General features: G+C 29.4%; 21 protein-coding genes and 1 pseudogene. 11 read left to right on the forward strand and 11 right to left on the reverse strand.

What is annotated here, in order from left to right; all coding sequences use genetic code 11:
• Positions 1 to 59 precede the first annotated feature (59 nt).
• Positions 60 to 1,541, reverse strand: a complete 1,482-nt coding sequence (gene guaB / locus PG913_RS06290; RefSeq protein ID WP_271229973.1) for an IMP dehydrogenase — start codon at positions 1,539 to 1,541, stop codon at positions 60 to 62.
• 185 nt (positions 1,542 to 1,726) lie between these two features.
• Here guaB and PG913_RS06295 point away from each other — a divergent pair, with 185 nt between their 5' ends.
• The 4 genes from PG913_RS06295 to PG913_RS06310 all read left to right on the forward strand — a co-directional run bounded on the left by PG913_RS06295 (position 1,727) and on the right by PG913_RS06310 (position 5,496).
• Positions 1,727 to 2,956, forward strand: coding sequence for an imelysin family protein (locus PG913_RS06295; protein WP_271229974.1), 1,230 nt, complete (start codon positions 1,727 to 1,729; stop codon positions 2,954 to 2,956).
• 80 nt (positions 2,957 to 3,036) lie between these two features.
• On the forward strand, positions 3,037 to 4,434 hold the full coding sequence (locus PG913_RS06300; protein ID WP_271229975.1) for a di-heme oxidoreductase family protein: 1,398 nt from the start codon (positions 3,037 to 3,039) through the stop codon (positions 4,432 to 4,434).
• Between the two features lies 1 nt (position 4,435).
• Positions 4,436 to 4,765, forward strand: coding sequence for a hypothetical protein (locus PG913_RS06305; protein WP_271229976.1), 330 nt, complete (start codon positions 4,436 to 4,438; stop codon positions 4,763 to 4,765).
• 53 nt (positions 4,766 to 4,818) lie between these two features.
• A complete protein-coding gene (locus tag PG913_RS06310) occupies positions 4,819 to 5,496 on the forward strand; it encodes an imelysin family protein (protein ID WP_271232141.1) in 678 nt (225 codons plus the stop codon).
• Positions 5,497 to 5,591: 95 nt separating this feature from the next.
• On the opposite strand, the gene PG913_RS06315 is transcribed toward PG913_RS06310, so the two are convergent.
• The 7 genes from PG913_RS06315 to PG913_RS06345 all read right to left on the reverse strand — a co-directional run bounded on the left by PG913_RS06315 (position 5,592) and on the right by PG913_RS06345 (position 9,835).
• Positions 5,592 to 6,311, reverse strand: coding sequence for a hypothetical protein (locus tag PG913_RS06315; protein ID WP_271229977.1), 720 nt, complete (start codon positions 6,309 to 6,311; stop codon positions 5,592 to 5,594).
• 1 nt (position 6,312) lies between these two features.
• Positions 6,313 to 6,519, reverse strand: coding sequence for a hypothetical protein (locus tag PG913_RS06320; protein WP_271229978.1), 207 nt, complete (start codon positions 6,517 to 6,519; stop codon positions 6,313 to 6,315).
• A gap of 76 nt (positions 6,520 to 6,595) precedes the next feature.
• The gene (locus tag PG913_RS06325) at positions 6,596 to 6,805 is read right to left on the reverse strand and encodes a hypothetical protein (RefSeq protein ID WP_271229979.1); all 210 of its coding nucleotides are present in this window, start codon (positions 6,803 to 6,805) and stop codon (positions 6,596 to 6,598) included.
• A 23-nt stretch (positions 6,806 to 6,828) separates the two neighbouring features.
• Entirely contained in the window at positions 6,829 to 8,226 is a 1,398-nt protein-coding gene (locus PG913_RS06330; protein ID WP_271229980.1) for a DUF3570 domain-containing protein, read from the reverse strand.
• A 44-nt stretch (positions 8,227 to 8,270) separates the two neighbouring features.
• Positions 8,271 to 8,483, reverse strand: coding sequence for a DUF4266 domain-containing protein (locus PG913_RS06335; RefSeq protein ID WP_271229981.1), 213 nt, complete (start codon positions 8,481 to 8,483; stop codon positions 8,271 to 8,273).
• 3 nt (positions 8,484 to 8,486) lie between these two features.
• The gene (locus PG913_RS06340) at positions 8,487 to 9,377 is read right to left on the reverse strand and encodes an FAD:protein FMN transferase (protein ID WP_271229982.1); all 891 of its coding nucleotides are present in this window, start codon (positions 9,375 to 9,377) and stop codon (positions 8,487 to 8,489) included.
• A gap of 86 nt (positions 9,378 to 9,463) precedes the next feature.
• Positions 9,464 to 9,835, reverse strand: coding sequence for a thioredoxin family protein (locus PG913_RS06345; protein ID WP_333780817.1), 372 nt, complete (start codon positions 9,833 to 9,835; stop codon positions 9,464 to 9,466).
• Between the two features lie 185 nt (positions 9,836 to 10,020).
• On the opposite strand from PG913_RS06345, the gene PG913_RS06350 reads away from it, so the two are divergent.
• From PG913_RS06350 to PG913_RS06380, 7 genes are all read left to right on the forward strand, one after another.
• A complete protein-coding gene (locus PG913_RS06350; RefSeq protein ID WP_271229983.1) occupies positions 10,021 to 10,956 on the forward strand; it encodes a hypothetical protein in 936 nt (311 codons plus the stop codon).
• A gap of 18 nt (positions 10,957 to 10,974) precedes the next feature.
• A complete protein-coding gene (locus PG913_RS06355; protein WP_271229984.1) occupies positions 10,975 to 11,802 on the forward strand; it encodes a hypothetical protein in 828 nt (275 codons plus the stop codon).
• Between the two features lie 57 nt (positions 11,803 to 11,859).
• A complete protein-coding gene (locus PG913_RS06360) occupies positions 11,860 to 12,678 on the forward strand; it encodes a gliding motility-associated C-terminal domain-containing protein (RefSeq protein WP_271229985.1) in 819 nt (272 codons plus the stop codon).
• Between the two features lie 2 nt (positions 12,679 to 12,680).
• On the forward strand, positions 12,681 to 13,604 hold the full coding sequence (locus tag PG913_RS06365) for a PorP/SprF family type IX secretion system membrane protein (RefSeq protein ID WP_271229986.1): 924 nt from the start codon (positions 12,681 to 12,683) through the stop codon (positions 13,602 to 13,604).
• Between the two features lie 188 nt (positions 13,605 to 13,792).
• Positions 13,793 to 14,926 carry a T9SS type B sorting domain-containing protein gene (locus PG913_RS06370; protein WP_271229987.1) on the forward strand — a complete coding sequence of 378 codons (1,134 nt, stop codon included), beginning with the start codon at positions 13,793 to 13,795 and terminating at the stop codon, positions 14,924 to 14,926.
• Positions 14,927 to 14,936: 10 nt separating this feature from the next.
• Complete coding sequence (locus PG913_RS06375) at positions 14,937 to 15,449, forward strand: PorP/SprF family type IX secretion system membrane protein (RefSeq protein ID WP_271229988.1); 513 nt, start codon at positions 14,937 to 14,939, stop codon at positions 15,447 to 15,449.
• A gap of 32 nt (positions 15,450 to 15,481) precedes the next feature.
• Positions 15,482 to 15,805, forward strand: a complete 324-nt coding sequence (locus PG913_RS06380) for a type IX secretion system membrane protein PorP/SprF (RefSeq protein ID WP_271232143.1) — start codon at positions 15,482 to 15,484, stop codon at positions 15,803 to 15,805.
• Between the two features lie 55 nt (positions 15,806 to 15,860).
• Here PG913_RS06380 and PG913_RS06385 read toward each other — a convergent pair.
• From PG913_RS06385 to PG913_RS06395, 3 genes and pseudogenes are all read right to left on the reverse strand, one after another.
• A pseudogene (locus tag PG913_RS06385) lies at positions 15,861 to 16,520 on the reverse strand (ABC transporter ATP-binding protein); the annotation flags it as partial.
• A 65-nt stretch (positions 16,521 to 16,585) separates the two neighbouring features.
• On the reverse strand, positions 16,586 to 18,127 hold the full coding sequence (locus PG913_RS06390) for an ABC transporter permease (RefSeq protein WP_271229990.1): 1,542 nt from the start codon (positions 18,125 to 18,127) through the stop codon (positions 16,586 to 16,588).
• A 107-nt stretch (positions 18,128 to 18,234) separates the two neighbouring features.
• A complete protein-coding gene (locus PG913_RS06395; RefSeq protein WP_271229991.1) occupies positions 18,235 to 19,230 on the reverse strand; it encodes a Fe(3+) ABC transporter substrate-binding protein in 996 nt (331 codons plus the stop codon).
• Positions 19,231 to 19,244: the final 14 nt, after the last annotated feature.

Consider the following 19,244-nt stretch of genomic DNA (forward strand, 5'->3'; position numbering starts at 1 on the left):
AAATAAAAAAATGCTGTTAATTCCTTAACAGCATTTTTTATAAAATTTTAACGTAAAAATTACCTTCTACTATAATTTGGTGATTCTTTAGTAATAGCAACATCATGTGGATGACTTTCGTTTATTCCACTTGCTGTAATACGTACAAATTTACCAGTTTCTTTTAATGTTTCGATATCTTTAGAACCACAGTATCCCATACCAGCACGTAATCCCCCTACAAATTGGTGAATACTCTCTTCTAAATCACCTTTATAAGGTACACGACCTACAATACCTTCTGGAACTAATTTTTTAATATCATCTTCAACATCTTGAAAATAACGGTCTTTAGAACCTTGCTTCATTGCTTCAACAGATCCCATTCCACGATACGATTTAAACTTACGTCCTTCGTAAATAATAGTTTCTCCTGGTGATTCTTTAGTCCCTGCTAATAACGATCCTAACATAACACAATCTGCACCTGCGGCAATAGCCTTAGGAATATCACCTGTATAACGAATACCACCATCAGCAATTACTGGAACTCCAGATCCTTTAATAGCTGCAGCAACTTCTAAAACTGCTGAAAACTGAGGAGAACCTACACCTGCAACAACACGAGTTGTACATATAGAACCTGGTCCTATACCTACTTTTACTGCATCTGCACCTGCTTCAACTAAATATTTAGCTGCTTCTGGAGTAGCGATGTTACCTACAATAACATCTAATTCAGGAAATTTAGCTTTTACTTGTTTTAACACTGTTACCACACCTTTAGTATGTCCGTGTGCTGTATCAATAATAACGGCATCAACTCCTGCTTTTACTAAAGCTTCTGCTCTATCAACAGCATCTGCAGTAACACCTAATGCAGCTGCAACACGTAAACGTCCGTAAGTATCTTTATTTGCAATTGGCTTTTGAGTAACCTTAGTTATATCTCTGAAAGTAATTAATCCTGAAAGCTTATAAGCATCATCAACAATTAATAATTTTTCAATTTTCTTTTCTTGTAAAATACTTTCTGCCGATTTTAATGAAGTTCCTACTGCTGCAGTTACTAAATTATCTTTAGTCATTACCTCAACAATCGGACGATCATTTTTATGTTCGAAACGTAAATCTCTATTAGTTACAATTCCTTTTAAAACACCAAGAGCATCAACAATAGGAATTCCGCCAATACCATTTTCTTTCATTAACATTTTAGCATCTAAAACTGTTGCTGTTAATGGTAAAGTTAATGGGTCAATAATCATTCCTGATTCTGCACGTTTTACTTTACGAACCTCTTGAGCCTGTTGCTCAATCGTCATATTTTTATGTAATACACCAATACCACCTTCTCTTGCCATAGCTATTGCCATTGCAGATTCGGTAACTGTATCCATAGCAGCAGAAACTATTGGTACATTTATAGTTATATTTTTAGTAAATTTTGTTTTAATAGAAACTTCTCTTGGAAGTACTTCAGAGTAAGCTGGTACTAGTAAAACATCATCGTATGTTAAACCTTCGCCTATAAATTTTGATTGGTGAGCTTGCGTATGCAATTAATTTAGTGTGTTGTTAATTAATTGCGTACAAATATACTATATATAATACAAATTCAATATTATTTTTATGTTAACATAAAAAATATTTTCCATCAACTTATTTAAAATTAATCTAAATAAATTTTGCACAATTCAAAAACTATTTTACATTTGCAAAACTATTTTTAATAAATCTAAATAAAATGAAAAAAGTACTAGGATTATCATTATTACTAACATCAGCATTTTTTATGAGTTGTTCTGATGACGACCCAATTGTTATTAGCCCAGAAACAGTAATTGAAAACGCTAAAACTACATTTGTATCAAATTATGTAAATATCGTAGAGGCTAACTACAATGATGCCTTAGCTAAAACAAAAGATTTACAAACAGCTATTAATGCTTTTGTAGCAGCACCTGATGCAGCTAAATTAGCAACCGCTAAACAATCTTGGTTAGATGCTCGTGAGCCTTACGGACAAACAGAAGCATACCGTTTTTATGATGGTCCTATTGATGGAGCTGACTTTGGAGAAATAGAAGGTAATATTAATGCATGGCCTTTAGATGAAGCCTTAATTGATTATGTTGCTGATGGTACAGGAGGACAAGAAGCTTCTGATAATAGACAAAATATAGTTAATAACATTACTGAATACCCTAATTTTACCAAAGAAATATTAAGAAATCTTTCTGGATATAGTGAAAATGAATCAAATGTAACCATGGGATATCATGCTATTGAGTTTTTATTATGGGGACAAGATGCTACTGCTCCTTCAGCTAAATTAGCTGGACAAAGACCTTTTACTGATTTTACAACGAAAGAAAATTCAGAGAGAAGAAAACAATATTTAAAATTAGCTACAGAAATTTTAGTTGAAGACTTAGAAGCTGTAACTAAACAATGGAAATCAGGAGCTCAATATAGAACTGAATTTTTAGCATTATCTAAAAATGATGCTATTGATAAAATTTTAACAGGTGCTGCTAAATTAAGTAACGGAGAATTATCAGGAGAAAGAATGGTTACTGCTGTTGTTAATCAAGATCAAGAAGATGAACATTCTTGTTTTTCTGATAACACACATAGAGATATTTATTTAAACGCAAAATCTATTAATAACATTATTAACGGTAGCTATACTAAAGTAGATGGAACTAAAATTTCAGGAACTTCTTTATTAGAAGTATTAACTTTAGTAAATGCAGCTGAAGCGGTAACTTTAACAACCACAGCAACTACTGTTATGGCTAAAGTAAAAGTTATTTCTGATGCTAAATTCTTTGATTATCAAATTATAGGAGAAACTAAAGATAACAACAACAAACCTGTAATGAGTGCTGTTACTTCTTTAGAAAAACAAGGAATAGAATTAGCACAAGCTGGTAAAACTATTACTGGAAACAACATCGATTCAGAAGTATAATATTCTTTTTACTTCAAAAAAAATTAAACCAAACTATCTATAATAGATAGTTTGGTTTTTACGTAAAAAAACATAACAGAATGAATAAAGTATTTTTTTATGCTATAGTAACACTTCTTTTATTTTCTTGTAATAAAAAAGAAGAATACACTTCTCTATATAATTATGAAAATGGGGAAGAACTATCCGCAGGGAAATTAACAACAACAATACTAGGTGTCAATGCTTTTGATCAAAAAGTACCTGGATTATCACAACTAGATGGGCGTTCTTTTTTTGTAGGAAATTCTTTATTTCGTCAAAATTGGGTAAGCTCACCAGCCTCTACTACTGCAAGAGATGGTTTAGGACCTACATTTAACGCAAGAGCATGTAGTTCTTGTCACAACAAAGATGGTAGAGGGAAGCCTTTAGAAACAGGTCAAAAATTTTCTGCTGGTTTTTTAATGAGAATAAGCACTTCAGGAATAGGCGCTCATGGAGGTCCTAAAACACTAACTAATTATGGAGGGCAAATACAAGAACACGCTAATTTAGGAGTATCATATGAAGCTAAAGTTTCTGTTACTTTTAAAACAATTAAAGGCACTTTTACTGATGGAGAATCATACGAATTAAAAGAACCAATTTACACTATTTCTGATGAACAATTTGGCTCTTTACAAAACGCTTTAACTTCACCAAGAGTAGGACAACAAGTTATCGGTTTAGGGCTTGTAGATGCTATTTCAAACAATGATATTTTAGCGAACGCTGATGAATTTGATGCCGATAATGATGGCATTTCAGGAAAAGCAAATTATGTTTGGGATGTTGTTAAAAATCAAACTGTTTTAGGTCGTTTTGGTTGGAAAGCTAATCAACCTAATTTAAAACAACAAGTGGCAGGTGCTTTTAGTGGAGACATGGGGTTAACAACTTCTTTATTTCCTGATGAAAATTGCCCATCACCTCAACAAGATTGCCAAAAATTCCCTAATGGTGGTTTACCTGAAGTTACTGATGAAGCTTTAACTGATATAATGATTTATTCCTCTTCTTTATCAGTGCCTATTAGACGAAACTTTAAAGATGAAAATGTTTTGAAAGGAAAGCAAATTTTTAAAGATATGAAATGTAACAGCTGTCATACAGAAGTATTTACAACTTCGAATAATTATCCTGCAAACAAAACATTAGAAAACGTTACAATTAGACCTTATTCCGATTTTTTATTACACGACATGGGTGATGCCTTAGCTGATAACAGACCCGATTTTAAAGCCACAGGTAAAGAGTGGAGAACACAGCCTTTATGGGGTGTCGGTTTAATTGATGAAGTAAATAATCATACTTTTTTATTACATGATGGTAGAGCTCGTAATATTGAAGAAGCTATTTTATGGCATGGCGGAGAAAGTGAAGCATCAAAAGAAGCATATAAAAATTTAACAAAAGAAGATAGAACAGCCGTTTTAGGCTTTATAAACTCATTATAAAATGATTAAAAAAACAATAATTATAACAATAACATCCCTCCTATTTTTATCTTGTAATAATGATTCGGAGACTGTTTCTTCTTTCGATATTCAAAAGCTTCGTTCAGATATTATAACAAATACAGAAACATCTATTACCAATAATTTTATCAAAAGTATTGATGATTTAAATAATTCGATACAAATATTTACTACGAATCCAAATGAAAGCAATCTTCTACTAGCTAAAAACACTTGGAAAACAGCGGCTAAAAACTATTCTTTAATTCAAGTTTTAAATATTGGAGAAATTAAAACTTCTTACATACAAACTTCTTTTTTAGCTGGGTAGCTAACGCAAAAGGAATTGAAGAGTATCTTTTATCAAAAAAAGAAATATCTGAAATAGCTATAAATTCTATTTCAACAAATTTAAGAGGTTTAGCTAGTATCGAACATTTACTTTTTGATAAAAATACTACTGAAACTATTGAAGGTTTTACAGATATCAGACGAAAAGAATACTTAAATATTCTTGGATTAAACCTTGTATCTAAAGCTACTATTTATAATTCTAAATGGAATACATTTCGCACCAAATTTATTGAAAATAATTCAACAGGTATTAATGGTAGCATCAATCAAGTTATCAATCAAATGTATGCTTTATTAGAAGATGTTAAAAGTTATAAAATAGGGCAACCTGCAGGAATTGAAAAAACAAGCGTTTCTGACAGAACTCTTTTACAAGCTCAAAAAAGTGAATATTCATTAGTACTTATTCAGAATAATATCGAAAGTATAAAAAACATCTATTTTGGTAACGAAAATGGTATCGATGATTTTGTTAGTTCAATTACTAAAAATGAAACACTAAACAACAAAATTAAAATACAATTTGAAACTATTGAGAATACCATATCAGCATTTGGAAATAGTTCTTTAAAAGAAGCTATTATTAATGATAAAGCGAATGTTAAAAAACTATATAACGAAGTAAAACAATTATTAGTTTTAATCAAAACAGACGTAGCAAGTGTTTTATCTGTAACCATTACCTTTACAGATAATGACGGAGACTAAACCTTTTATTTAAAGATTTCAACAATTACTAAATCAAAAAATCCCGATAAATTATTTATCGGAATTTTTTTATAAATAAATCAAATTTAATAAATTTAGAAGATATTTTTTAGGTTAAAACCATAACTGATATATACCGCTATTTGATCGTTTTGAGTAGAAAAATTCACTTGATTTGTTTTTACTGAATTTTTAATATTCTGAACACTTCCTTCTAAAAAATAATCATTGCCCGACAAATAATACTTTGCACCTAAGGTTATCATATTCTTTTTTTTAAAATACTTTGTAAATGATAACTCAGGTATTATATACACATTCCCTGGGTTGATAGAATTATTAGTTGCTATAATTTTATCATCGGATTCTCCTTTTTCTTCTTCAAAATTAGTATCAGTAACAAAAGAAATAGAAGAACCTAAACCTATCGTTATATCTAAATCTTTTTTTAAAGAAATATTATACCCAGCTCCTAATGAAACGGTGTGCATAAAATAATTATTATCTACAGTAAATTCCTTTCCTTCATTAAGCCCATTTATAGTCAGCATTGCATACGAAGCCATATATCCTAATTTAACTTGTGCTTTAAACGCGGTTTTATAAATTGCTGTTAACGAAAGTGAATTATTAAAATTATTAGATATAGTACTTTCTGTAAACGGCATTGCTGTTTTATGAATCACAGCATCGGTTAAACCAAATTCATAACCTATTGTTGTATATAAACCTTTGTGCGTATTATTTTCCTGAGCGTTTATTGTTGATATACAAACAAGAAACAAATTTATTATTACAATTATTTTTAATTTCATTTTACTGTTTTTCAAGATTAATTGAGGTTGATGTAGCTGACACAGTACATTCATTTGATTTTAACCAAACCCCATCAAGTTTCTTTTTATCGGCTGATAAATTAAGTTCATACGTATTTTCAGTACAGTAATTTCCACAACCAGGATCAGAACCTATTTCTTGCTTATCATTCGTATTAATAGTTAATTTATTACCATCAAGATTCATTTCTAAATTAAAAATGGCAAAATATTGTTGATTTGGTATAGAGGCTATCTTTAGTTTCCCCTCAATTAATTCCTTTTCAATGTTTGGTTATTGTTAATGTATAGCGGTATTTTTTCGAACAACAATTTGAACAATTCATTGCTCCATCCCAAATACCTACTAAACTATTTGTTTCTTCAACTTCGCTATCATTATTATTAATAATAGCTTCGTTGTACGTTATATCTATTGATTTAGTACAAGCGGCTAATAATAGACATAAAACGATATATATTATTTTTTTCATTTGGTTTTTAACGATTTAAATTATTAAAAAGTAAACGTATTACTTAGTGTTACAGAAGTTGATTTTAAACCTGTAGATCTTTCAAAGCTAGAAAGTCGGAATTCTAACGATTTAAACTGAAATTCTCTTTTCTTATTGATTTTAAAGTTCAGTACACCGTTTACTGGTGAAAATTTCATTCCTATTCCTACTTTATTTGTCGTAAACTTCGCTAAATCATAATCTGAGGTATAATACTTAGCATCTAAATCATGTTCTCCCCAAGCTTGAAAATATTTTGATTGTGTTTGTGTATGAAAACGATAAAAAGGATATAATGTTAATCCACTTCCTATTTTTATAGGTGTTTCAATTTCAAAGGTATTACCTGTTACTCCAAAATCATCACTATAGAACCTGTAAAACAAACGTGTAATTAAGAAATCACTAATAAAATAATTAGCTCTAAAACCAAGTGCTTTTTTTATTCTTGATCTTGGTAGATTTTCACTTTCTACTTTTTTATTTTTTTCATTTTCAATAGTAACGCCATCATTAAAATAAACTCTATGAAAAGGTGTATTTAAAATTCCCTTCTGAATAATTACCTCAGCTGTTACAGACGCATTTAATCTGCTATTTACACTCCCTCCATAAGTAGCTGCGATATTATAAGTAAATCGAGTATCCGTATCATATCCTTTAAAAGCATTCGTTGTTGGAACTACATATTCATCGTCGTCATCCCTAGCACTATAGTTCAAGTTAGCCGCACGATCATCATCATCATCATCATCATCATCATCATCATCATCATCATCATCATCATCATCATCATCATCATCATCGTCATCATCGTAATCGTCATCATCGTAATCATAATCAGTACCTCCTGTTGCTGCTCCTGCTTTTCTATCTCTAATTTCTCCAGGATAAATTAAAAGCCATTTATCGATAAAAATTCCTGCATTAATACTTAAAAACTTATTTCCGTCTTTAGAATCTTTCTGCCAAGTAATTTTACCATAATTTGAAGTAACATCAAACTCTTTAGAGTAACCATATAAAACAGAAACAGCTGTATTGTTTTCAGGTATTAATCGACTAAAATTTAATGACATATATTTTCGAGTATCTTCACTCGCTAAATTATTATCTGAATTTACTGTTTCGGCTGAACTTGTACTTGCCGAAGTCGTTGCACCATATTTATCAATATTTGCTGTACTTGCTGATGTATAATGATCTAAACCAAAAGTTGCTCCAAAAGTAGCGGTTTTATTTACAGGTATTGAAACTGTTATTTGTGGGGCATTATTATCTAACTTTTCGGTACCCAAACCTCCAGTTACTGCCGCATTATTTCCATCTTGTTCATAATAGTTATAAAGAATATCTACTTGAACTTTATCTAATTGTTTTATTTTTTTTTGCGAAAACATATTCTCACTTAACATAAAACACAAAATAATGATTAATTTAGTATTTAATTGCATCCACATCCTCCACCTGATTTTCCTCCGTTAGCACCTGCAACTCCTTCTCTATAATTCTGAGAGCTTGTTTCGTATTGTTCAATTTTTCTTGATGATAAAGCCATATCTTCATCATTTAAATACATTTTTTGATATGGCTTTACGCTTACACAATTTGAAAAAATTGTAATAATAAGTAAAAGCATAACTGTTTTTTTAATCATATTTTAGTTTAATTTTAAATTAGTAGATGTATATATATTATTCTTGTTAGTAACTAAAAGACATTCAACACCTTTTAGTTGATTTATTAATGCTAATCCTTTTTCTTTTCCCATTACGTAAACCGATGTTGCTAAAGCGTCTCCTAACTCTGTATTTTCACAAAAAACAGTAACGCTTTTTAAGCCTTTAACTGGCCAACCCGTTTTAGGATGAATTATATGCGAATACTTAATTCCATTAAATTCGATATATTTTGCATAATTACCTGAAGTTACCACCCCGTTATTGTACAAATTAAACGAAGCAATACTTTTTAATACTTTGTTCGGATCTGCAATTTTTATAGCCCATTTTTCGGTTATCGGATGATTTCCCCAAGTTGTCAAATCACCTCCTGCATTTACCAAACCAGCTTTTACGCCTAGTTTTTTTAATTTTTCTTTTACTTTTTCTGCCGCATAGCCTTTTCCAATAGATCCGAAACCAATCTTCATTCCTTTTTTTACTAAAAACACCGTATTATTTTCTTTATCAATACGAATATCTTTGTAATTAATATTTTTTATTGATTTTAAAACAAGCGTGCTATCAGGTAATTTTTTCATCGGTTTATTGAAATACCACAATTTATCTAACGAGGCAAAACTGATATCAAAACATCCATTTGTTAATTCCGATATTCTTTTGCTTCTTGCGATTAAATCAACCAATTCACGACTCACTTTTACAGGTTTTACTCCCGCATTTCTTGTAATTTTTGAAGTTTGAGAAGTTGCTTTCCAAGACGATATTAAGTTTTCAATTCGCACAGTTTCCTTGATAGCTTCTTGAATAAAAAAAGTAGATTTTTCTTTTGTTTCAGTAACAACGGTAAATTCAAAATCAACGCCCATCAAAAGCCTTTTTTCTTTATAAACTTGCTGCCCTTTTACTGAAAATGAAGCTATTATTAAACAAAACAAAAAATATATCCGCATCATTATTTTAAATAATTTTCGATATAATATGCTGCTGTTTCACTTTTATAACCATCAATAGCTTTTACCATTTCTGCTTTATCATTTAAAACTGCCACAAAAGGAAAAGCACCTGAATTATTATATTTTTCTGCTATTTTTTCTATATAATTAATGCGTTCTTTTGTTAATTTTCTTCTACTACGAGGAAAATCAATATTTACTAAAACATAGTCTAAAAGAGCTTTATTTTTAAATATTTCAGAAGATAAAACTTCATTTTTCAATTCTTGACAAGGTATACACCAATCAGATCCTGAGAAATAAACAAATATTTTTTTATGCTGATTACTTGCAATTTTTTGAGCTTCTTCAATATTTGTTAACCATCTCAGTTTTTTTTTTTTGTCCGTTTACGGTTACAGTTATTGCTCCTACTAAAACCAGTGTTAGTATTATATTTTTATACATTTTTTTAAAATTTTCGACAAAACTAATCTTTATTTAGAATAAATAAACATAGATTTGCCAAAAATTTAAATTATTTATTTTTAATTAATCTAAATTAAGTAATATTAACATGAAGAAATTATTAATTTTATACATAATCGCATTAGTTACTATTTCTGTAAATGCACAAGAAGTGACCGTTGGGGCAGGAACCTGTGGTGGATCTATTACCTCAAATCTTCCTGTTAAATATGATGATGGTTCTTGGACTAGCGGAAAAAGTAACAGTTGGTCTTTGATGCTTTATAAAAAAAGTGAATTAAACAATATCAATGGAAACTTAACCCAATTAGGGTTTTATACAGATTGTGGAAGTACAAATTATTCAACAGTCAATAACCAAAGAATTTATATAAAAGAAACAAATATCTCTCAAATAACAAATGGAAATATCCCCGATCTTTCAACTTATACAAAAGTTTTTGATGGTGCTATTACTTGGCAAAAAAAATCAAGTTTTACCCCTAATATAATAACACTTACGAATCCTTTTACTTATTCAGGGACTAAAAATTTATTGATTTATTTTGAAAATGAATCAGGAAAAGGTGTTTCTATGTGGGGGAGTATCCCTTTTATATGGAATAATCAGGGTGCAAAAAGAACAGCAAGTACACCTTATAAATTGAGTAATAAAAACAGTTCTATAGGAGCTATTGATAAAGTATTGCCTGTTACGTATTTTAAATTTTCAACACCAAGCGCTCCTCCTGTAATTACAATGGAATTGGATCAAAATATCTGTAGAGGAAGTTCTTTTAGTTTTACAACTGTTGATATTACACCAATAAACCCGACACTTACATTAAAATGGATAACATCAGGTACTGGAACATTTAATAATAACACTATAAAAAACCCTAGTTACACGCCTAGTAATACAGATATAACAAATGGAGATGTAATACTAACATTAACCGCTACAAACCCTGATGGATCTAGTGATGCCAGTTTTACGCTTTCTATTTCTCCGCTTCCGAGCGCATCTATAAAAAAAATTAATTAACTATAAATAACTATTAAAATGATAAAAAAATTATTATCAACTACCGTATTATTATTCTGTTGCCTTACTATCTTAGGAAACAATATAGCTACATCTAAAACGACTGTAACCCCTCCTTCTTTACCCGAGATTACACTATGTGAAAATGAAAACTTAGAATTAACAGCAGAAGATGCTGGAACTGGAGCAACTTATGAATGGACTAAAGGAGTTGATGTAAAATCAAATATTAAAGATTTAATTATAAATAATGTTACTTTAGTTGATGCAGGAATATACACCTTAACTGTAACAAAAAATGGTTGTTCAAATACAGTTGATATTCTTGTAAAAATCAACGAAAACCCTGACACACCTATATTAGCCAATACAGCTGCTTCTTGTGCTGCTAACGGAACTAGTGAAATAACAAATTATGACGCTACTGTAACTTACCTTTTTACTCCTGTAGGACCTACCGTTAACGCTACTGGTGAAATTCAAAATATGACTTTTGGAACTTCATATACTGTAATAGCTGAAAAATTAACACGCCAATCTGATAACTCGGTCTCTTTTCAAAATGACGCAATGTTACCAACTCCTAACGTACCAACATTAAACGATACAGCTGCTTCTTGTGCTGCTGATGGTACTAATCAAATTGATAATTATGACGCTACCGTAACTTATGTTTTCACTCCTGTAGGACCTACTGTTAATACTAGTGGTGAAATTCAAAACATGGTTATTGGTACTTCATATACTGTAATAGCTCAAAAAGGTACTTGTGATTCTGGAAGTTCTATTACTTTTCAAAATGATGTGATGTTACCGACTCCTAAAGCAATTATTAAACTAAAATAATTTTAAAAACCCACGAGGCGATTTTCACCTCGTGGGTTTTTATTAAAATTGATTCTAATGGTTAAAAAAGTATTCTTTATTCTTTTAGTAATGTTACATTTTAGTACATCATATGCCGCAAATAAAATTTATACGATAAATGATTTAGATAAACATCAAAATAGTTTAACAGAAGTCACCATTTGTGAAGGAGAAAATTTAGCGCTTACTGCTCAGTTTTTTGAAGAAGCAACCTATAAATGGTTTACTTCTGATGAAAAAACAATCAATAATATTGATTTATTTCGTTCGAATATTTCCGTAGAAATGGCAGGAACGTATCTTTTAACAATCTATAATAATGGATGTAACGATACTGCTCAAATTAATGTTATTGTTATTCCTAAACCAAACGCAGGAATAAATGGTTCTTTAGATATCATAAAAGGTTTTACCCCTACCCAAGAAGAATTATTTGACGCTTTAGGCGGTAATCCTGAAGAAAATGGTGTTTGGACAAAGATAAAAAACACCTATACTTATACTGTAAATTCAAAAAACAAGTGTAGTAATATCGCTAAATCAACTGTAAATATTACTGAGAATATTCAGCTAACAAATGGTTTCTCTCCTAATAATGATTCTGTTAACGATACTTGGGTTATTCTTTCTGAAATTTCAATTAAATACCCAAACAACAAACTTTTGGTATTTAATCGACACGGAAATAAGGTGTACCAAGCCGCTCCATACAAAAATAATTGGGATGGTATTGCAAATTCTAACTTGATTATTAACAAAACCACCAAACTACCTATAGGCCCTTATTATTATGTATTAGAATTGAATAATACTAGCAATACTATGCTTAAAGGTTGGGTTTATATTAATTATTAAGCATGAAATCACTCTATATTATTCATTTTTTTTTATTAATATATCTGTGTAATATTAATAATGTAAAAAGTCAAAACACAGCTGATTTTTCAGTTTTCAATCATAGTTTAAATCTTATAAATCCTGCTTTTACTGGAAAAAACAATAAAATTCAAATAGCTTCAAATTATAAAAAAGTATGGGCTGGTATTGAAAATTCAATACATTCTAATATTATTTCGTTTAGTATGCCTACTCAAAAAGGTATTGCTATTGGTTTGTCTGTAATTACAGATAATTTTTATTTATTTAAAGAAACAAATATATCAGGAGATATTTCTTATAAAATTAAATTATACGCAACTCATGAACTATTATTTGGTTTAAAAGCCTCTGTAAAGTCCTTCGGAGCTAATTTAAATAATATTAAAACTTTTGAAAACAACGACCCCTTATTTACTAAAAATGAACAGCTAGTTTTACCTAATTTTTCTCTTGGCTTTGCAATTAGAAATGAACGTTATTTCGTTCATTTTTCAATGTTAGATATTTTAAAAGAACGAAAAAACAATACGGAAAAAGTAGCCACATCAAATAAGATGAGAACAAATTTTGGTGCGGGAATACATCATAAACTTACTGATTATTTAGGTGTAACGACCACTTCTTTATTTAGAGTAATACAAGGAGTACCGCTTTCTTTTGATATTAGTTCAATGCTTTCGATCAATAATAAATATGATGTTGGGCTTACCTATAGATATAACGCTGCTTTAATGGGTAATTTTCTTATAAAAACAACTGATTGGCTACAATTGGGTTACAGTTATGGAGCCCCTTTAAATGAAATAGCAAAATACAACAACGGTACACACGAATTTTTTATACGCATATACTTTAACAAGAAAACAAAGAACCCTTTTAAATGGAGATTAGGCTGTTTTTAAGCTGTTTTTAACAAAAAAAAATTAATAATGAAAAAAATAATTTTACTAATTTTATCTTTCTTATCAATAACAATCTATTCACAAGGGAATGAAATTACTATCGGTACACCAATGTGTGGTACTTCTATAACTAAAAAAGCTCCAGCTAATTATGATTATGTTCTAGAAAAAAAAATAGTTGGACTACCATGTTATATAAAGCATCACAAATAAGTGCATCGGGAGCAATAAAAGGGCTTGCTTTTTTTGCTGATTGTAGATATAATAATTGTAATTTTGATACGGCTAAAAATCAAAAAATATATTTAAAAGAAGTTGATTTTTCTCAAATTGAAGATACATCAGCACCTGATTTATCAACTTTCACAAAAGTATATGATGGTGAAATAACTTGGAGAAGAGGAAGTACAATCGAAAATTCTAAAACACAAATTGTTTTTGCAAGTGAATTCAACTATACAGGTTCTAAAAATTTATTAGTTTATTTTAGTAATGAAAACGATAAACCTTTAGGAGGTTTTGGAGGTTGTGGAAGTTCTCCTTCTTTTTTATGGGATAACGCTGGAGAAAAAACTGTTCTTTCTGAAGTTTTTAAAAAAGGCGAAAAAACAGGAAATGGAAATTATAGCAAAGAACTACCTATTGTCCGATTCTATTTTGACGAAATAAATACTGAAGATTTTTCCGCTTCAGTACAAAAAACATTAATTACTGCTTCTCCTAAAAAAATTACAGCCAACGGTGTTTCTTCTAGTGTTATAACCGTTCAATTGTATAATGCAAATGGTGCTATTTTAAATTATGCAAATCAAAAAGTTGTATTAAATACTACTGCGGGTATTTTAGGAAGTGTTGTAGATAAAAATAACGGCTCTTATACCGCTTTTTTAACGAGTAGTGAATATGAAGAAACAGCTGTTATTTCTGGCATATTAAATGAAGTCAATATTATTGATACCGAAGAGGTTCAATTCATAAAAAAAGATAGTTCTGAATCAGAAACTGGAGGAAACCCTACTAACAATTCAAACCCAACCAACCTAGTACAAGGGTTTTCACCGAATAATGATGGTATAAATGATACTTGGAAAATTTTGCCAAATGTGCAAACAACATATCCTAATAATAGCTTATTTGTTTTTAACAGATTTGGCTATAAAGTATATGATGCGGCTCCTTATCAAAATAATTGGAATGGAGAATCTAACGGAAAAACAACCATTTCTAAAGATTCAAAACTTCCTGTAGGTTCGTATTATTTCATTTTTAACACTGGTAAAAACGAGCAAATTTTTAAAGGTTGGATACAAATAAATTATTAAAAAATAAAAAATGTTACTACGAAAAATATTATTTATAAGCGCATTAATACTTACTCTTTGTGTTTATTCTCAAAACAACGTAAATTATTCCTTATATAATTACAACTTAAACTTAATAAACCCTGCCTTTGCGGGGCAGGAAAATAAAACTTCTATTCTTATAAATTCTAAAACACAGTGGGCTGGAATACCTGATGCACCTAAAACAAGTACTATTTCTTTAAATATTCCGCTAAAAGAAAACATCGGAATTGCTTTAAATATTATTAATGATAAAATATTTATTTTTAATCAAACACAAATTTCTTTAGATGCTTCTTATAAATTAAAAGTTAGCGAAAATCATCAGGTATTATTTGGTATTAAAGCACAGGCAAATTTATATAGTGGTGAATTTAATACCATTAAGACAGAGGTAGAAAATGATGCTTTTTTTGCTGAATCTATTAATAATTTTAGCCCTAATTTTGCATTCGGTACTGCATTGATACATTTGAAAAATATTATGTACACGCAACAATAAACACCGTATTATTTGATGACAGATACAAAGAAATTAATAGTTCTGAAAATAAAAACAGATTAAACATGAGTATTGGTGGTGGTTACACTATCAGATTAAACAATTATTTAAATTTAAAGCCTTCTACATTAATTACGATTGTGCAAGGAACTCCGTTAGTTTTTGATTTGAATACCACGTTAGAAATCAAAGAAAAATACAATGTAGGACTTTCTTATTCTTTAAATAATTCTGTTCAAATAAACGGAAAATTAAGTGCTACAAAATGGTTTGATTTAGGCTATGGATATAGTATGTACACCAACAAAATAAGTCCTTATCAAAACGGAACTCATGAAGTTTTTTGCCCTATTTAATTTAGATGATATTTTTTAATTATAAATATATAAAACCTAAAGTGAATTTTAGGTTTTATATATTTTCAAACAATAATTTTACGTAACCATCTTCAGGGTTTTCATATACTTCTTTTGTTATTCCTTGTTGTAAAACAACGCCATTTTTTAACACAATTATTTCATCAGAAACTTCAAGTGCATCTTTAATATCATGCGTTACAAAAATTGCTGTTGTATTTGTTTTTTTTAAAATAGCTAAAATATCTTTACGTAATTGACTTCTTAAAATAACATCTAAATTACTAAAAGGTTCATCTAAAATTAATAACTCTGGTTTTGGTGCTAATGCTCTTGCCAAAGCAACACGTTGTTGTTGTCCTCCTGAAAGTTCATGCGGATAACTATTTTCTTTATCTGATAAACCTACTAAAGTTAAAACTTCTTTAATTCTATCTTTTTTATCTGATAAATTAGATATTCCGTAACCAATATTATCAGCAACAGAAAAATGAGGAAACAAAGCATAATCCTGAAAAACCATTCCTACATTTCTAAGTTGTGGTTTTACAAAAATTGCTGATGATGAAACTGTTTTTTCTTTGATTAGTATAGTTCCATAATCTAAAGTTTCTAAACCTGTTATTAAGCGAATTAAAGTTGTTTTTCCGCTTCCACTTTCTCCTACGATAGCTATTATTTTTCCTTTTGATAAAGAAAAAGAAACGTTATTTAACGCCACTACTTTTCCTTTATTAAATGTTTTTTTAACATCTTTTACTTCTAATAATGTAGTCTTCATTAATTTTCTTTCGCTATTAATCTATTTAAAAATAATATTGGTATTATTCCTGTTAAAATAATAAATAATGATGGCAATGATGCTTCTGCAATTAATTCATCGCCTGCATATTCGTAAGCTTTAACCGCCAAAGTATTTATATGATATGGTTTTAAAATTAAAGTAAGTGGTAATTCCTTCATTACATCGACAAAAACTAAGATAAATGCACTTAAAATAGCTGGTTTTAATAATGGAAATTCAATTTTAATAAATGTTTTAAGCGTACTCGCACCTAAAATTTTTGATGCTTCGGATAATGATTTTCCAAACTTTAAACTATTTGATTCAATAGGATTATACGCCACCGCCAAAAAACGAACAAGATAAGCGTATACCAATGCCATAATAGTTCCGTTGATAATAAATCCGATTTTTATATCAAATATATTTTTCATAAAAGTAACCAACCATTTATCTATTGATAAGGTTGGAATTAAAACTCCTACAGCAATTACTGCTCCTGGAATTGCGTATCCTAAAACGCCTATTTTTGCTGTTGATTTCATCCAAGATAATCGATTCCATTTTGAAAAAAATATTAAAAATAATGCAAAAAGTACCGTAGAAATTGCCGACAACATTGCAATACCAAAACTTTGAAGAGAAATTACTAAAAATTCAGAAGTAAAAACTTCTTTATAAGTTAAGGATGCCCAATATAATAACTGAAATAAAGGCACTAAAAATCCAAATAAAACAGGTATAAAAGCAATTATAAAAAATATTATTTTTAATCTAGTTGATATAAATTCTCTTTTTACTTTCTGATGATTTTTTGTCGCATTAAAATAGCCTATTTTTCTTCGTTGCCATTTTTCAATAGTGATTAACAAAAATATTATAATTACTAAAATTGCTGATAAATAAATAGCTGTTTCTGGTTCTTCCAAAGAAAACCACGCTCTAAAAATACCAGTTGTAAAAGTACTTATTCCATAATATTTAGCTGCTCCATAATCATTTAAAACTTCCATTAATACTAAAATTAATCCGCCAATAAACGCAGGACGTGCTAAAGGAAGAATCAATTTAAAAAATGTTTTTCGTTCTCCTGCACCTAATAATTTTGATGCTTCAATTATATTATTTGATTGATTCAAAAAGAAAGACCTTGAAGCAACATATACATAAGGATACAATGAAATACTTAGGACAAAAATTAATCCTACGTGATTCATTACATCAATTTTAACATGAAATATATTTTCTATAATACTGCCATAATCAAAAAAACCTGCATAAGTATATGCTGTAATATAAGACGGAATTGCTAATGGAAGAATTAATAACCATTCCAATTGCTTTCTAAACGGAATATGATATCGAGAAACAATCCAAGCTGATGAAACACCAAAAATCAATGTTAAAATACCTGTACCGATAATTAACAAAACAGAATTCTGAACATAGTTTGGTAACAAATGAACAACTAAATGATTCCAAGTTTCACCAGGACCATAAAACAAATTAATAAAAACAGTCAGTATAGGTATTGCCACAAACAAAACAATGATCAATAAAAATATTGACCATTTGTTTGTATCTCTTCGTATGGTTTGAAAAGTATTTTTCACAAAAATTAAGTGATTTTTAAATTAAAAATAAACTATTTCCATTGAGCTTTATCAAAAACTAAAACAGCTTTTTTATTATTCTCACCTAATTTAGTTAATGATAAAGTATCTTCTTTAAAAGTTCCCCATGATTTTAATAAATCCGAAGCAACTACTTCTTTATTCACAGGATATTCATAATTAGCTTTAGCAAATACTTCTTGCGATTTTTTACTTACTAAAAATTCAATAAACTTAATAGCATTTGCTTTGTTAGGTGCATATTTTGCTACTCCTGCTCCACTTACATTAATATGTGTTCCGTTAGTATTTTGATTTGGAAAAAATATTTTAACTCCGTTAGCAACCTTTACTTCTTCAGGGTTTTTAGAATTTAATAATTTACCAATATAATAGGTATTTACGATAGCAATATCTCCTTCACCAGCAACGACTGCCTTTACTTGGTCGCGGTCATTTCCTTTTGGTGAACGTGCCATATTAGCAACAATACCTTTAGTCCATTCAGCAGCTTTTTCTTCTCCGTTATTCGCTATTATTGAAGCTAATAATGATTGATTATAAATATTAGCTGATGAACGAATTAATATTCTATTTTTCCATTTTTCATCAGTTAAAGCTTCGTAAGTAGATAATTCTTCTTCTTTTACTTTTTCAGGATTATAAACAATTACACGAGCTCTTTTTGTTAACGAAAACCAATTATTATCGGCATCTTTTAAATGAGCAGGAATTGTTTTATTTAAAATATCTGAAGTAGCAGACTGTAACAAACCTTTCTTTTTGGCTCTAACTAAACGACCTGCATCTACAGTAATTAATACATCTGCAGGAGATTGCGCTCCTTCAATAGTCATTTTTTGCATTAACTCATCAGCTTTTGCATTTACTACGTTTACTTTTACACCTGTTTCTTTTTCAAATTGAGCAAATAATTCTTGATCTGCTTTATAATGACGATGTGTATAAACGTTTACTTCTTGTTGTTTTACTGCTTCTTTTTTCTGTTCTTTTTTACATTGAAGCAAAAATTACAGTTATT

It is taken from the genome of Tenacibaculum pacificus, from assembly GCF_027941775.1.
GTDB lineage: Bacteria > Bacteroidota > Bacteroidia > Flavobacteriales > Flavobacteriaceae > Polaribacter > Polaribacter pacificus_A.